Source organism: Allobosea sp. (assembly GCF_030695125.1).
In the GTDB taxonomy this organism is placed as follows: domain Bacteria; phylum Pseudomonadota; class Alphaproteobacteria; order Rhizobiales; family Beijerinckiaceae; genus Allobosea.
In genome coordinates this window covers 525,400-540,479 of record NZ_JAUYTP010000029.1, presented here as the reverse complement: position 1 = coordinate 540,479, position 15,080 = coordinate 525,400, and the positions used below count along the sequence as shown (strand labels likewise).

Here is a 15,080-nt window from a genome sequence, read left to right as displayed (position 1 = left end):
TGCGGCGGGCGGGCTGTCGGAGCGGGTGTCGTGGACATGGCGGGCCCTTTCACAGTCTGACGTCCATCGCCTGGCGCAGCCCGTCGCTGACCATGTTGAAGGCGAGTGAGGTGACGAAGATCATCACGCCCGGCAGCGCGCAGACGATCGGGTTGACGTAGATCGACTGGCGCAGGGTCGAGAGCATCAGCCCCCAGTCGGGATGCGGCGGCTCGACGCCGAGGCCGAGGAAGGAGAGGCCCGAGGCGATCAGGATCGAGACCGAGACCAGGCCTGAGGCGTAGATGAAGATCGGCCCGAGCACGTTGCCGAGGATGTGGGTGGCGATGATCGACCGGGTCGAGCCGCCCGAGGCGCGCGCCGCCTCGACGAAATCGAGCCCGCGGACCTGGGTGGTCGCCGTCTCGGCAATGCGGCAGAGCGGCGGGATGAAGACCAGCGTCAGCGCGACCATACCGTTCATCATGCCGCCGCCCATGGCGCCGGAGATCGCGACCGCCAGCAGGATCGAGGGGAAGGCGTAGAAGACGTCCATGGTCCGCATGATCGCCATGTTCAGCTTGCCGCCGATGAAGCCGGCGAGCACGCCGAGGAAGCCGCCGATCAAGGTGGCGAAGACCACCGGCACCACGCCCATTAGCAGCGACATGCGCCCGCCATGGATCAGGCGCGAGAGGATGTCGCGGCCGAGCTCGTCGGTGCCGAGATGGAAGTCGCGGAAGCCGACCGGGCGCAGCCGGAAGGCCATCGAGGTCTTGTAGGGATCCTTGGGCGCAATCCAGGGCGCGAACACCGCCATCGCGATGATCAGGACGATGACCAGTGCGAAGGCGAGCGTCACGTAGTCGTAGCGCAGGCGGTAGCCGACATTCTGCCAGTAGCCGCGAACCTTGGTGGCCGGGGCCTCTTCTTCCGCTGCGAGCAGGCGGGTCGCCGTGGTAAAATCGGTCATGGCCGCCTCCTCAGGAGCGCTTGATGCGCGGGTCGACCGCGGTCTGGAACAGGTCGACGACGAGGTTGGTGAAGACGAAGACGAGGGCGAGGATCAGGATCGTGCCCTGCAGGACGGGGATGTCGCGCGTCAGGATCGCCTTGTTCAGCAGGAAGCCCGTGCCCGGCCAGTTGAAGATCGTCTCGACCAGGATCGAGCCGCCCATCAGGTAGCCGAACTGCAGACCCATCACGGCCAGGATCTGCGGCATGGCGTTCTTCAGCGCGTGCCGGATCACCGCGAGCTCGCCGAGCCCCTTGGCCCGCAGCGTATTGACGAATTCGTTGCCGAGCACCTCCGAGACGGCGGAGCGCGTGGTGCGGGTGATCATGCCGACCGGCACCATGCAGAGCGTCACGATCGGCAGGATCACATGCTTGAAATGGGACCATTCGAAGAGATTGAAGGTCTCCGAGCCGCGCGGCCCCATGCCGGTCGCCGGCAGCCAGTTCAGCTCGACGGCGAAGATGATGACCAGGACGATGCCGAGCCAGTAATTGGGGATCGAGACGCCGACGATCGACAGGGCGGTGACGCCGCGATCGGTCGCGCTGCCCCGGTAATAGGCCGCCAGCGTGCCGAGCACGAAGGCGATGGAGAAGGCCAGCATCACCGCGCCGAAGGAGAGGAAGATGGTGTTGCCGAGCGCGCGCAGCACCTCGTCGATCACCGGCCGGTTGGACTGGATCGAGACCCCGAGGTCACCGACGACGGCGCGCGTCAGCCAGGTCCAGTACTGGACCGGCAGCGGCCGGTCGAAGCCGTAGGTCTTCATGATGAGGTCGACGACCTCCTGGCTGGCATCGGCCGGGAGCAGCATCTGGACGGGGTTGCCCGGGGCCAGGAAGACCAGCGCGAAGCAGAAGACCGTGACGCCGATGGCAATCGGGATCGCGTAGACGATGCGACGGGCGATGTAGTGCCACATGGAGGTCTCCTTCGGTCGGCTCGGGTCCTGGATCGCTTTGGGCTCGGAGGGGGATGCGGCCCCGACGGGCCGCATCCCGAAGGCAAGGCCGCGTCAGTTCGTGGTGCCGACGGTGATCGGCGTCAGGTCCTGGAACCAGCTCTGGGCCTGGACGAAGCCCTTGACCTTGGGCGAGAGCGCCCGCGGGTTCAGGTCATGGGTGACGAAGAGCATGGCGGCGTCCGCGTTCATGATCTCGTGGACGCGGGTGATCATCGCGTCGCGCTTCGTCTGGTCGAAGGTGTTGTAGATCTCCGTGATCAGCTTCTCGATCTCGGGGTTCTCGTAGTGGCCCCAGTTGCCGCCGGCCGGGGCCCATTGCTTGCGCATGGCGAAGCGGAAGATGCCGGAGAAGGGATCCTGCGTGGCGCGGCTGACATTGACGGCGTGGTAGGCGGGGAACTTCTCGCGGCCCTTGAAGGTGACGTCGAGCAGGGCGTTCCAGTCCATCACCTCGAGCTTGACCTTGAAGCCGACCGCCTCGAGCTGCGACTTGACCAGCTCGTTCATCGGCAGCGGCTGCATCTGGCCCGAGCCGGAGGTCGAGATCGCCAGCGTGACCTCGCAGGGGAAGCATTTCGCCTCCTTGAGCAGCGCCGTCGCCTTCTTCGGATCCAGCTTGTAGAGGACCGGCTTGCCGAAATAGGGCGAGCTGGGCGGCACGGTGCCATAGCCCTCCTGGGCCAGGCCGTTCAGCATCTCGACCATTTCGCCGCGGTCCATCGCGTAGTTCGCCGCCTGGCGCACGCGAACGTCCTTGAAGGGGCCGTCGACGAAGTTGAACTGGTAGTGCCAGTTATGCGGATAGGGCAGGGTGATGACCTGCATGCCTGAGGATTTCAGCCGCGCGATCGTGTCGGGCGAGGGCGCCTCGATGAAATCGACCTGCCCCGAGAGCAGCGCCGCGGCCCGCGTGGTTGCCTCCGGCATCGGCTGCAGCACCAGCCGGTCATGCTTGGGGATGCGCTTGGGGTTCCAGTAGGTCTCGTTGCGGGTCAGCTCCAGCCGCTCGCGCGGCACCATCCCGGCGAAGCGGTAGGGCCCGGTGCCCGAGGGCATCTGGGCGTATTTCTCGTAGGAGCCCGCCTTCTCGAACTGCGCCTTGGAGATCATCATCCAGAAGCTCATCTGGATGTAGAAGAGCGAATCCGGTTCCTTGGTGATGATCGCGATGGTGTGGTCGTCGATCTTCTCGGCGCGGTCGATGTTGACGGTGCGGGTGCGCATCGCCGCGAACTGCTTGGCGTTGAAATGCGGGACCTTCTCATCGGTGATGCGCGAGACGTTCCAGAGCACGACGTCGGCGTTGAAATCCGACCCGTCATGGAACTTCACGTCCTTGCGGAGGGTGAAGATCCAGCGCTTGCTGTCCTTGGGGTCGATCTCCCATTTCGTGGCGAGACCCGGCGTCAGCGAGGCCTCGACATCCGAGCGCGAGAGGTCCCAGAGAATGAGCGAGTCGTAGAGCGTGTAGCCGACGAAACGGTAGCCCTCGAAGCCCTGGTCCGGCTGGCCGGTGACGTCCGGGATGTCGCCCGCCGTCATCGCGACGCGCAGCGTCGTCTGGGCCTGGGCGGGAGCGATGGAGGATAGGGCTGCGGCCCCAAACGCCAGGGCAGTGCCGGCGGCAAGGCGAGCGGCGAGCGAACGGAATGTTGTCGAGTTGTGCGGCATGCAGGCTCCCTCCGGGATGCGATGAGGTCGTGAGCGGCGTCCCGAATGATTTTAGCAAGGGCCGTGCCAAGCCGGCTTGATTGTGTCCAATTTTGCCGGCGGCCTGATTCGGCATGCTGGACCCGTCCGTGTTCCGATCGCCCGCGGGATCTGGTTTTCGCCAGAATGGGGCGGTTTCGTGCGATATCGGCGGATCTGATCACCCGCGAGTCAGCATCGGCGGGAGAGGGCTTGGGTATTATTGCACACAATTTCGCCAAGGCGGCCCGCGCCCGGGCATTGCGGGCGTGGATCGGGCCTGCGTTGTGCTGCGCTGCACAATGTTTCGCCGACTCCACGCGCCCGCAACGGTCGCGCTGCCTGACAACCGACCGCGCCCGGGCGGGCGCGGTCGGTCTGGCAGGGCGTGCCGGACTTCACTCGGCCGCCTGTAGCAGGCCTGCGCCGGCGCCGATCGTGGCGATCACCTCATCTGTCGACTGGACGTCGCCGAACAGGGCCAGGATGTTGCCGAGCGTCGCGTTGTGCTCCTCGTCGGTGCGGCAGGCATTGCCATCCGAGACGAAGACGACCTTGTAGTTCAGCATCATCGCGTCGCGCGCGGTCGACTCGCAGCAGACATTCGTGGCGGTGCCGACGATGATCAGCGTGTCGACGCCCCGCTCCTGCAATTGTGTATGAAGCGTCGACGAGCCCTCGACGAAGGCGCCGAAGCGCTGCTTCTCGACCGCCCAATCCCCGGGCAGGACCTCCAGCTCCGGATAGATCGCATGGCCGAAGCTGCCGCGCGCGAAGGCGGCGATCATGCGCTGCTTGAAGTCACCCTTGGTGAAGTTGTCGAACCAGACGCACCAGTCGGCCTGCGTCTCCTCCGTGATCGTGTTCTGGATGTAGACGACGAGGCCGCCGGCGGCCCTGAGCGCCTGCCCAATCCGGTTGACGTTGGGCACGATCTCGCGGGCAAAGGGGATTTCGGCCGGCTGGCCCGGCGCCATGAAGCCGTTCTGGAGATCGACCACGATGAGTGCGGTGCGGGCCGGGTCGAGCGTCTCGAACAGCCTGACCTTGCCGCGCCGCTCGACGACGCGCTGGAGAACGTAGTCCGGGATCGCGATGGTGTGCATGGGACGCTCCTGATCGACGGGATGAGGGTCGCGCCGGCTCAGGCCCCGCCTCGGGCCGCGCCGGCGATAGCCCCAGCGCCGCAGCAAAGCCCATGCCAAGATCGATTGATTGTATTCAATGCAGCATTGCCGTCAAAATGGACGCCTCACTCCAGCGAGAGGCGGAAGCGTCGAGACGAGCGGCTTTCGCGCCGAATAAGCCGAGACAGACCCGCCGTTTTATTGGGCGCATGCGCCCTTCACCATCGCCGTTTCCGGCAGGCCGACAGGAGAATCGCAGCCACTCGGCGCCCGAGGCGCCGCACAGCATTGGATACAATAAAGCGGGCATGGCATGGCGGTTGCATCGCCCGGGCCGACAAAAGTGGACCAGAGGACAGGGCGATGAGCGAGACGAGCGCGGCTGATCTAAAGCGCGAACTGGAGGTGCTGCTGCGGCGCGCCGAAGTGGCGGTCCCGGCGGACCGGATGGACGCCGTCCTGGCCGGCTATGGCGACCTCAAGCGCATGTGCGCGCTGCTGCGCCAGCCGCGCACGGCGGCCGCCGAGCCCTCCAACACCTTCTCCCTCGTCACGCTGATGAAGGGGGCCTGACATGTCCGCGACCTTGACCGCCAAACCGCTGCACGAACTCTCCATTGCCGAGGCCGGCGCCGCCCTGCGTGCGGGCCAGGTGACCGCGACAGCGCTCGCACAGGACGCGCTGGCGCGGATCGCCGCGCTGGACGGGGCGCTGAACAGCTTCATCACCGTCACCGCCGAGCGTGCCCTCGCCGATGCCGCAGCCGCCGACGCCGCCTTCAAGGCGGGCAGCGACGCCGGCCCGATGCAGGGCGTGCCCTATGCGCTGAAGGACATCTACGACACGGCCGGCATCCGCACGACCTGCCACTCCAAGCTGCTGGTCGACAATGTGCCCGCGGCCGACTCGGTCGTGGCGGCGAAGCTCAAGGCCGGGGGCGGCGTGCTGCTCGGCAAGCTCTCGACGCATGAATTCGCGCTGGGCGGCCCGAGCTTCGATCTGCCGTTTCCGCCGGCGCGCAACCCCTGGAACCCCGAGCACATTCCCGGCGGCTCGTCCTCAGGATCGGGCGCGGCGGTGGCGGCGGGGCTGTGCCGCATGGCGATGGGCTCCGACACCGGCGGCTCGATCCGCGGGCCGGCCGCCTATTGCGGGACGGTGGGGCTGAAGCCGACCTATGGGCTGGTGTCGCGGCGCGGCGTCTTCCCGCTCTCCTACACGCTCGACCATTGCGGCCCGCTGAGCTGGACGGTCGAGGACAGCGCGATCACCATGGAGGTCATCGCGGGCCATGATCCGCTCGACCCCGCCAGCGCCGATGTGCCCGCCCCCGATTTCCGCAGCGGGCTCGACGGCGATGTCAGCGGGCTGAAGATCGCGCTGCCACGCCATTTCTTCGCGCAGGCCGAGGGCATCTCGCCCGAGGTCCTGGCGGCGATCGACAACGCCGCGGCTCTGCTGGCGAAGGCCGGCGCGATCGTCGAGGAGGTGACGATCCCCGATTACGAGCTGTTCAACGCGGTCGGGCGGGTGATCATGTTCTCGGAGGCCTTCGCCATCCACGAAAAGGACTACCGCGAGCGGCCGCTTGATTTCGGCAGGTTGACCTTCACGCGGATGATCCTGGGCGCCACCACAAGCGCCGCCGATCTGACCCAGGCCTATCGCCTGCGCCGGGAGCTGGCGGTCGCGGTCAACCACCAACTGCTCAAGCAGTATGACGCGATCCTCTGCGCCTCGGCGCTGGCGCCGGCCGCGCGCTTCGACAGCATGTCGGACGCCTTCCCGCCGAACTGGCCGATCCAGACCATGCCGTTCAACGTCACCGGCAACCCGGCGATGTCGATGCCGGCCGGATTCTCCGCCTCGGGCCTGCCGCTTTCGGTGCAGATCGTCGGGCGGCCCTTCGACGAGGCGACGGTTCTGCGCATCGGGGCGCAGATCGAGAAGGCGCTGGCCCTGACGGGGCTGCGGCCGGCGACAGCCGCGCTCAGGCAGGCGGCATGAGGCGCCGGCGCGCCGACGGCCGCGCCCTGGTGGTTCCATGAGCGAGGATGATTCCGGGGCGCGCGCCGTTGCCTTCCTCCCCGACGAGGCGCAGCCGGATCCCGCTCCGGAGCTTGTTACCGTCGAGGCCTCGGCGGACAGCCTCGCGGCCGCCGCTTCGATCCTCGCCGCCAGCGCCCTGCCGGCTGCGGCGAACGCCCTGCCGACGGCGCGACGACGTCCTCTGGAGCGCGCCCGCGGCTGGTGGCTGGCGGCCACGCCCAATCTGCGCGGCTCGCTGTTGATGATCGCCGCCTTCACCGCCTTCGCGGTGATGATGACGCTGATCAAGCTGGCCGGCGGACGCATCCCGCTGCCGCAGATCCTGATCGTCCGGCAGCTGGTGATGACGCTGATCCTGGCTCTGGTGGTCGGCCGCGCCTTGCCGCGGATCATGCACACGCGCCGGCCGGGGCTGCAGTTCCTGCGGGGGATGTTCTCGCTCGGCGCCATGCTCTGCGGCTTCACGGCGCTGATCCATCTGCCGATGGCGGAGGCGACGGCGCTGGGCTTCGCACAGGTGCTGTTCGTGACGCTGCTCGCCATCCTCATCCTGCGCGAGGTCGTCGACCGGCGGCGCTGGATCGCGCTGGCGGTCGGTTTCGCCGGGGTCTTCGTGATGCTGCGGCCGGGCGGTGAGGCGATGAGCGGCTATGCGCTGCTCGCCATCCTCGGCGCGCTGTTCGGCGCCGGCATCACCATCTCGGTGCGCGTGCTCGGACAGTCCGAGCGCACCGAGACGATCCTGTTCTGGCAGGGGGCCGTGGTGCTGATCGCGCTCGGCTTGCCCGCCGTCTACCTCTGGACGCCGCCGACGCCGGTCGAATGGGCGCTGATGATCGGGATCGGCGTCGTCGGCACCGCCGGGCAATGGCTCGTCACCCGCGCCTACCAAATGGGCGAGGCCTCGGCGTTGGCGCCGCTCGACTTCGTCCGCCTGCTGCTGGCAACCGTGAGCGGTTACCTCGTCTTCGCCGAGCTTCCGAACCTCGTCACCATCGTCGGCGCCGCGCTGGTCGCCGGCGGCACGGTCTATACGATGCGCCACAATGCCGGCGCGCGCCGCCTGGCCGTCGCGCCCCCGCCGGACAACCCGCCTGCCTGACGCTCCCATTCTCGAACCGGACGACGACGCATGACCCATCATCACCTGAAAGCCAGCGGTGCGACCTGCCATTGGGGCTTTTTTGACGCGGCTCTGAAGCCGAAGCTCGTGATCGCCAGCGGCGATACGGTCACTGTCGACACGGTGACCGGTGCTCCGGAGGTCCACCCCAAGCCGGGCAGCGGCTTCACCACCCCGCCCGAGATCGCCGACGTCCACGCCCATGCCGAGAAGACCCTGCCCGGCCATATCCTGACCGGGCCGATCGCGGTGGAGGGCGCGAAGCCCGGCCATGTGCTGGAGGTGCGGATCGAAGACATCCAGCTCCGGCAGGACTGGGGCTACAACGTCATCCGCCCGCTCGCCGGCACGCTGCAGAGCGATTTCCATGCGACGCGGCTGCTGCACATCCCGCTCGACCTCAACGCCAAGATCGGCAAGCTGCCCTGGGGGCTGGAGCTCGAGCTCGCGCCCTTCTTCGGGGTGATGGGCACGGCACCGCCGCCGGCCTGGGGCCGCGTGACCTCGATCGTGCCACGTGCCTTCGGCGGCAATCTCGACAACAAGGAGATGGTCGCGGGCGCGACGATCTTCCTGCCGGTCTTCGTCGAGGGCGGGCTGTTCTCCTGCGGCGACGGCCATGCGGCGCAGGGCGACGGCGAGGTCTGCGTCACGGCGATCGAAACCGCGCTGCAGGGCCGCTTCACCTTCATCCTGCGCGAGGACCTCACCTTCACCTATCCGCGGGCGGAGACGCCGACGCATTACCTGACCATGGGCATGGACCCCGATCTCGACCGCTGCGCCGAGATGGCGCTGCGCGACATGATCATGCTGATCGGCGAGGTGGCCGGCCTCTCGCGGGAGGACGCCTATACGCTGTGCTCGATCGCCGCCGATCTGCGGGTGACGCAGACGGTGAACGGCTCCAAGGGCATCCACTGCATGCTCGCCAAAAAGCTTCTCTCGCCGAAGGCAGCCTGAGATGGATCTGTGTCTGAAGGGACGGATCGCGCTGATCACCGGCGGCAGCCGCGGCATCGGCAAGGCCACCGCATTGCTGCTCGCCGGCGAGGGCGCCCGCCTCGCCATCGCGGCGCGCGGGGCGGAGACGCTGGCCGCAACCGCGGCCGAGATTCGGGGCGTCGGCGGCGAAGTGCTCACCATCCAGGCGGATTTCCGCAGCCCCGCGGAGTCGGCGCGGGCCGTAACGGAGACGGTCGCGGCCTATGGCGGGCTCGACATCCTGATTGCCAATGCCGGCGGCAGCTTCGGCGAGCGCGAGCTGGCAACGTCGAGCGACGCCGACTGGGACGAGACCTTCCGCTTCAATGTCGGCCATGCGATCGCGGCGCTGCGCGAAGCGACGCCCGCGCTCACCCGCAGCGACATCGGCAACGCCGTCTTCATCGCCTCGATCTCGGGGCGCGCTCCGGCCGCGCGCGGCGCGCAATATGCCGCCGCCAAGGCCGGGCTGATCCATGCCGCGCGCTCGCTGGCCTGGGAGCTGGGGCCCCACGGCATCCGCGTGAACGCGGTCTCACCGGGCTCGACGATCTTCCCCGGCGGGGGCTGGGAAAAGACCAGGACCGAACGGCCCGAGGATTTCGCCAAGTTCGAGGCGGAGGATTTTCCGGCGAAGCGGCTGAGCACCGTCCAGGAGATCGCCGACGCGATCGCCTTCGTCGTCTCGCCGCGCGCCGCGGGCATCAATGCGGCCGACATCCAGGTCGATGGCGGCCAGCGGCGTCCCTCGATCCGCTGAGGGCGGCTCCCGGGCTGGCTCTGATCAGCGAGACCCTGCATCGGCCAGGACGCGCTCGATCGTACGGCCGGCCATGTCCACGATGGCGGGGTTGGTGTCGCGATAATAGGGCCATGCGATCAGGGCGATCGACAAGGCCCAGCCCTTTCCACGCGCCCAGCCGGCTTCGTCGCAGGCAAGCTGCGCCCGAAAAACCCTGCGTTCCGCGGCCGAGAAGAGCGTCCAGGCGGGCAGCAGGTCGCAGGCCGGATCGCCGACGCCGAGGCCGCCGAAGTCGATCACCGCGACGAGCGCGCCGTTCCGCAGCAGCAGGTTGCCGGGGTGGAGGTCGCCATGCAGCCAGACGGGCGGGCCATGCCAGGGCGGCGCGGCCAGCGCTGCGTCCCAGGCTCGTGTGACCGCGGCGACGTCGATGTCGCCGGCAAGGGCGGTGATCGCCTGCCTGACCCGCTCGTCGCGTTCGAGCAGCGGCACGCCGCGCTCGACGGCGACGCTGCCGCTGAGCGGCCCCTCCGACGGGTCGATCGCCTGGAGCGCCTGGATGAAGCGCGCGAGCGTCAGCGCCGCCCCGTTGCGGTCGCTGATGGGGCCGCGATGGGCGTCCTCGCCGGGAATCCAGCGGCAGACCGACCAGGCAAACGGATACCCCTCGCCCGGCGGGGCCGTGGCGAGAGGGACCGGAATGGCGAGCGGCAGGAGAGGCGCCAGGCGCGGCAGCCAGTGCTGCTCCTTGGCGAGGAACGCCGCCGCGGCCGGATAGCGCGGCAGGCGCAGACAGAGGTGCCGGCCCAGCCGAAACATGGCGTTGTCGGTGCCGCTCGATGCGATGCGCCTCAGGGGCAGGTCGCGCCAGAGCGGAAACCGGCAGGTGACGAGCCGGCCGACGAGAGCGGCGTCGATCTCGACCTCGTCGGCATGCAGCGTGGCCACGGTCATCACAGGCGGTGCCAGGGCTTGAACCGGCGGCCGCCTGCTGGCGACCGCCGGCGCCAAGCCATCAGGACACGTTCGGCGGCAGGCGGCGGTGCCAGTCGGTGTCGCGCTGATAGGCGTCGGCGATCTTGAGCACGCGCGCCTCGGCGAAGGGGCGGCCCTGGATCTGGAAGCCGATCGGCAGGCCGTTGGAATCGAGCCCGCAGGGCACGCTGACCGAGGGCAGGCCGAGATAGTTGATCGGCCGCGTGTTGATCGAGACGTCCTGGAAGGTTTCGATCGCGCCCGGCGTGCCGGCGTCGATGTCGGTCGCCAGCAGCGTCGGCACCTTCATCCGCAGCGTCGGCGTGATGAAGGCGTCGCAGACCCCGAAGACCGCGGCCGCCACCGCCTTCAGGATCGCCCCACGCCTCGCCAGCGCCTCAAGGTAATAGGTGCCGGGAATGCCCTGCGAGGGATAGAGCCGGCCGCTCAGATGCACGGCATAATCCTGCGGGCGCTGGCGCATCCATTGCGCATGGATCGTGCCGCCCTCGACGCGCGAGACGATGCCGCCATAGGTCGAAACCGCGTCCATATGCGGGATCGTGACCGGCACGATGACGGCGCCGCGTGCCTCCAGAACAGCGACCATGGCGTCGAAGGCGGCCTGAACCTCTGCATCGATGCCGTCGAAGAAGTAGTTGGTGGGGACGCCGATGCGCATGCCCCGGATGTCGCCGGTCAGCGCGGCCTCATAGTCGGGGACCGGCTCGGAGGCCGAGGTCGGGTCCTTGGGATCGTGGCCTGCGATCACGCCGAGGAAGCGGGCGGCGTCGCGGGCGGTCTGAGTCAGCGGCCCGACATTGTCGGCCGAGAAGGAGAGCGGCATGACGCCATGGCGCGAGACGCGGGTCTGCGTCGCCTTGATGCCGGTGACGCCGCAGATCGCGGCGGGAAGCCGGATCGAGCCGCCGGTGTCGGAGCCGAGCGCGCCATAGACCAGCCGCGCCGCGACCGCCGCGCCCGAGCCGGAGGACGAGCCGCCGGTGCAGTAGTCGGTGTGCCAGGGATTGCGGCAATGGCCGTAATGCTGATTATGACCCGTCGGGTTCTGGGCGAACTCGGCCATGTTCAGGCCGCCGAGCGTGACCGAGCCGGCCTCCTCCAGCCGCTCCATCACGGTCGCGGTATAGGTCGGGCGGAAATCCTTGCGGATGGCCGAGCCGCAGGTCGAGAGCTTGCCGGCCTTGTAGTACATGTCCTTGTGGGCCAGCGGCAGGCCGTGGAGCGGACCCAGTGTCGCGCCGGATTTCCGCTTCTTGTCGAGCGCCTCGGCGGCTTCGAGCGCAGCGGCGCCCTCCAGCCAGATCGCCGAATTGATCGCCTTGTCGACGCGGGTGAAGGCCTCGAGCGCGACGGTGGTGAGCTCGACGGCGGTGACGGAGCCATCCTTCAGCGCGTCGGCGGCGTCGGTCAGCGAGAGATGCAGGAGCGAGCTTTTCGCCGAGGCGTTCATGGCTGCGGCTCCTTCGTCGCCTGGAGCGCGGCCTCGAAGCTCGACGGCTCGTCCTCGAAGGCGAGCTGCCCGCGCAGCGCCGTGAAGCCTGCGATGCTGACGCTCAGCGCGTCGGCCATGATGCCGGCCGCCTCATTGGGCTGTTCAATGCCTGACCAGGTCCGTGCCTGGACGGCCACGATCTCCCGCAGCGGGGTCTGCATGCGTATCTCCTCTCTGCAATCGGCGGATAATGACGGCATGATTGTATGCAAACCATGTGCCGAAGCGCGCCTGGATGCCAGGAAGATGGATCTTTGGATACATTCTCTCCCGGGTCGCGGTGGAGCGACGTGGTGGGGCTCGCGCGGGCCCGATCGCCGTCAGATCGGGCCTCTGCCCTGACATGCCCGGCGTCGGCTCGTCGAGGAGGCTTGTCGGATGGACCGGCCCGGACTCAGTCGACCCGGGCAGCGGCCGCGTCGCGGTCGATGTCGCCGCCTCTGCTCTCGTCGCCGTCAGTCCCGCCACTCAGGCGGCCATGGCCGACATGAATATGCGCGCCCGTCTCGCCGCCCCAGAGCAGGCGCAGTTGCGAGACGATGTGTCCGCCGTACTGCTCGTAGGGAATTCTGATCGAGGTCAGCCAGGGCGCCAGCCAGGCGTTCAGCGCATTGCCGTCGACGCCGACGAGCGCACAGCGATGCGGCACCGCGATATCGCCTTCCCGCGCCAGCCGGTAGGCGCCATAGGCGATGAGATCACTGACGCAGAAGATCCCGGCGGGCCAGCCTTGGCCTGCGACGAGCGTGGTCGCGGCGGCATAGCCGATCTCGATATGGTTCAGCCCCTCGGCGCTGGCCTGGCGAATGGCGGTCAGCGGAATGCCGCGCTCCTGCAGGCGGGTGATGAAGCCTGCCGCGCGCTCCGCCGTGCTTGAGGCGTTCTGCGCGGCCATCAGCACGGCCGGGCGGTCGATCCCCCGCGCCAGCAGGTAATCGGCGGCATCGGCGCCGGCGCCGCGATCGTCGATCCCGACGAAGGCGCCGCCGCCGAAGGGGCTGCGGCGGGCGACGAAGACCATCGGATCGCCGCGCTGGGCCGCCTTCTGCAGGCCCCGGCTCTTCACCGCGCTGACCATGACGTAACCGGCGACGAACTGGCTGCGCATCGCCTCCAGATATTCATCCTGCAGGTCCGGCCGGTCATGGGTGTCGCAGAGGATCGTGACATAGCCGGCGCGTCGGAGGGCGGCTTCGGTCGAGACCGCGATCGCCGCCATCGCGGGATTGTCGAGGTTGGGAGCCAGCATCGCGATGACGCGGCTGGCGCGCCGCTTCAGGGCGCGCCCGACGGGGTTGGGGCGATAGCCCAGCCGCGCGATCGCATCCTCGACGCGCAGGATCGTCTGCGCCGAAGCGCGGCCGCGCTTGCCGTTGACGATGCGCGAGACGGTCGCGACCGAGACGCCGGCCTCGCGCGCCACGGTGGCGAGCGAAGCGGCGGCAGGCTCGGCGCGCGCGGGCGTGGCGGTCATGCGTCGGCTCCCCTTCCGTCACGCTGTCTTGGCAGGCTCGCGATCGATTCTCCAGCCATCAGGCGTCAAAGTCGCGTTGACAAGCAAGGCAAACGTTTGCCTTACTGAGCCCCAAGGCGGCTTTCGCAGTGCCGGCCATGAACAGGGATGAGACGCACATGATGAGGAAACACTGGATGTCCACGCTGGCGCTGGTCGCCGGCCTCACCGCGGGCGGCGTCGTGCAGGCGCAGACGACCGTCCGGATCGCCTGGTATTCCGACGGCGTCGAGGGCGAGGTCGTTTCCGACCTGCTGAAGCGCTTCGAAGCGCAGAACAAGGACATCAAGGTCGTCCTCGACCAGGTGCCCTACAAGGCGATCACCGAAAACCTGCCCGTCCAGCTCGCCTCGGGCCAGGGCCCCGATATCGCCCGCGTGGTCGATCTCGGCGGCATCGCCCGCTATGCGCTGGATCTGCGGCCCTATCTCAAGGACGCCGGCTACTGGGAGAAGAATTTCGGGCCGTTCCTGCCGTGGATGCGGCCGGCCGGCGACGACAAGGCCATCACCGGCTTCATGACGCAGCTCACCGTCACCGGGCCGCTCGTCAACAAGACGCTGTTCGAGCAGGCCGGCATCGCCATGCCCGGCGCAAAGGCGAGCTGGGACGATTGGGCCAAGGCCGCCAAGGCGGTCGCGACCAAGGTGCAGGCGCCGTTCCCGATAGCGATGGACCGCTCCGGCCACCGCTTCTTCGGGCTGGCCGTTTCCGAAGGCGCCAAGGTGTTCGACGCCAAGGGCGAGCCGGCGGTGATCGATGACGGCTTCAAGCGCGCGGCGCAGCGCGTCTTCGACTGGCACAAGGACGGTGTCATGGCGAGGGAGCTCTGGGGCTCGGTCTCCGGCGCGGCCTATCGCGGCGCCAATGACGAGTTCAAGAACGCCCAGGTCGTGATGTATGTCTCGGGCTCCTGGCAGATCGCGCAGTTCGACAAGACCGTCGGCAACGCCTTCGACTGGGTGGCGGCGGCCTCGCCCTGCGGCGCGGCCGCCTGCACGGGCATGCCCGGCGGCGCCGGCCTCGTCGCGATCAAGGCGACGAAGAGCCCCGAGGCCGTCGCCAAGGTGATGGAGTATCTCGCCAGCGAGCCCGTCCTGAGCGAGTTCTATGCCCGCTCGCTGTTCGTGCCGGGCCATCTCGGCATCGCCGCCAAGGGCGTCGACTACAAGGACGCGAGCCCCCAGGCCAAGGCGGCGCTGAAGGTCTTCTCCGACCAGGTCGCCAACCTCTCGCCGGTCGCCTACGCGCTGCAGGGCTATGTCAACAACCGCATCATCTTCAATGCGGCGATCAGCCGGGTCGGCCAGGCGATCTCGGGCGAGACCAGCCTCGACGAAGCCTATAAGCGCATCGCCTCGGACATCGAGCAGCAGATCGCCGAGCGCAACAAGAAGTAA

Annotated in this window: 14 protein-coding genes; 6 read left to right on the top strand and 8 right to left on the bottom strand. The window is 68.3% G+C overall.

Translation table 11 applies throughout. From position 1 onward, the window contains the following. Positions 1-49: 49 nt before the first annotated feature. The 4 genes from Q8S38_RS11000 to Q8S38_RS10985 all read right to left on the bottom strand — a co-directional run bounded on the left by Q8S38_RS11000 (position 50) and on the right by Q8S38_RS10985 (position 4,756). Positions 50-952 carry an ABC transporter permease gene (locus tag Q8S38_RS11000; RefSeq protein ID WP_305680454.1) on the bottom strand — a complete coding sequence of 301 codons (903 nt, stop codon included), beginning with the start codon at positions 950-952 and terminating at the stop codon, positions 50-52. 10 nt (positions 953-962) lie between these two features. Next, positions 963-1,919 (bottom strand): ABC transporter permease, encoded by a 957-nt coding sequence (locus Q8S38_RS10995; protein WP_305680453.1) that lies wholly within the window; start codon positions 1,917-1,919, stop codon positions 963-965. Between the two features lie 93 nt (positions 1,920-2,012). Beyond that, positions 2,013-3,632: an ABC transporter substrate-binding protein gene (locus tag Q8S38_RS10990; RefSeq protein ID WP_305680452.1), complete on the bottom strand. Its 1,620-nt coding sequence runs from the start codon at positions 3,630-3,632 to the stop codon at positions 2,013-2,015. A 416-nt stretch (positions 3,633-4,048) separates the two neighbouring features. Continuing rightward, entirely contained in the window at positions 4,049-4,756 is a 708-nt protein-coding gene (locus Q8S38_RS10985; protein WP_305680451.1) for an isochorismatase family protein, read from the bottom strand. A gap of 384 nt (positions 4,757-5,140) precedes the next feature. Between Q8S38_RS10985 and Q8S38_RS10980 the strand changes: the two genes are divergently transcribed. The 5 genes from Q8S38_RS10980 to Q8S38_RS10960 are packed head-to-tail and all read left to right on the top strand — an operon-like array spanning position 5,141 to position 9,694. After that, entirely contained in the window at positions 5,141-5,350 is a 210-nt protein-coding gene (locus Q8S38_RS10980; protein WP_069053586.1) for a hypothetical protein, read from the top strand. A gap of 1 nt (position 5,351) precedes the next feature. Next, positions 5,352-6,785, top strand: a complete 1,434-nt coding sequence (locus tag Q8S38_RS10975; protein ID WP_305680450.1) for an amidase — start codon at positions 5,352-5,354, stop codon at positions 6,783-6,785. A gap of 37 nt (positions 6,786-6,822) precedes the next feature. Further along, complete coding sequence (locus Q8S38_RS10970) at positions 6,823-7,929, top strand: DMT family transporter (RefSeq protein WP_305680449.1); 1,107 nt, start codon at positions 6,823-6,825, stop codon at positions 7,927-7,929. A 30-nt stretch (positions 7,930-7,959) separates the two neighbouring features. Continuing rightward, on the top strand, positions 7,960-8,913 hold the full coding sequence (locus Q8S38_RS10965) for an acetamidase/formamidase family protein (RefSeq protein WP_305680448.1): 954 nt from the start codon (positions 7,960-7,962) through the stop codon (positions 8,911-8,913). 1 nt (position 8,914) lies between these two features. Next, positions 8,915-9,694, top strand: a complete 780-nt coding sequence (locus tag Q8S38_RS10960) for an SDR family NAD(P)-dependent oxidoreductase (RefSeq protein WP_305680447.1) — start codon at positions 8,915-8,917, stop codon at positions 9,692-9,694. Between the two features lie 24 nt (positions 9,695-9,718). Here Q8S38_RS10960 and Q8S38_RS10955 read toward each other — a convergent pair whose 3' ends face one another. From Q8S38_RS10955 to Q8S38_RS10940, 4 genes are all read right to left on the bottom strand, one after another. Next, positions 9,719-10,630: an aminoglycoside phosphotransferase family protein gene (locus tag Q8S38_RS10955; protein ID WP_305680446.1), complete on the bottom strand. Its 912-nt coding sequence runs from the start codon at positions 10,628-10,630 to the stop codon at positions 9,719-9,721. A gap of 61 nt (positions 10,631-10,691) precedes the next feature. Next, entirely contained in the window at positions 10,692-12,125 is a 1,434-nt protein-coding gene (locus Q8S38_RS10950) for an amidase (RefSeq protein ID WP_305680445.1), read from the bottom strand. Next, the gene (locus Q8S38_RS10945) at positions 12,122-12,328 is read right to left on the bottom strand and encodes a hypothetical protein (RefSeq protein ID WP_305680444.1); all 207 of its coding nucleotides are present in this window, start codon (positions 12,326-12,328) and stop codon (positions 12,122-12,124) included. Before Q8S38_RS10945 ends, Q8S38_RS10950 begins: the two co-directional genes overlap by 4 nt. Positions 12,329-12,561: 233 nt before the next feature. Next, entirely contained in the window at positions 12,562-13,641 is a 1,080-nt protein-coding gene (locus Q8S38_RS10940; RefSeq protein ID WP_305680443.1) for a LacI family DNA-binding transcriptional regulator, read from the bottom strand. 158 nt (positions 13,642-13,799) lie between these two features. Between Q8S38_RS10940 and Q8S38_RS10935 the strand changes: the two genes are divergently transcribed. Further along, the gene (locus Q8S38_RS10935; protein WP_305680442.1) at positions 13,800-15,080 is read left to right on the top strand and encodes an ABC transporter substrate-binding protein; all 1,281 of its coding nucleotides are present in this window, start codon (positions 13,800-13,802) and stop codon (positions 15,078-15,080) included.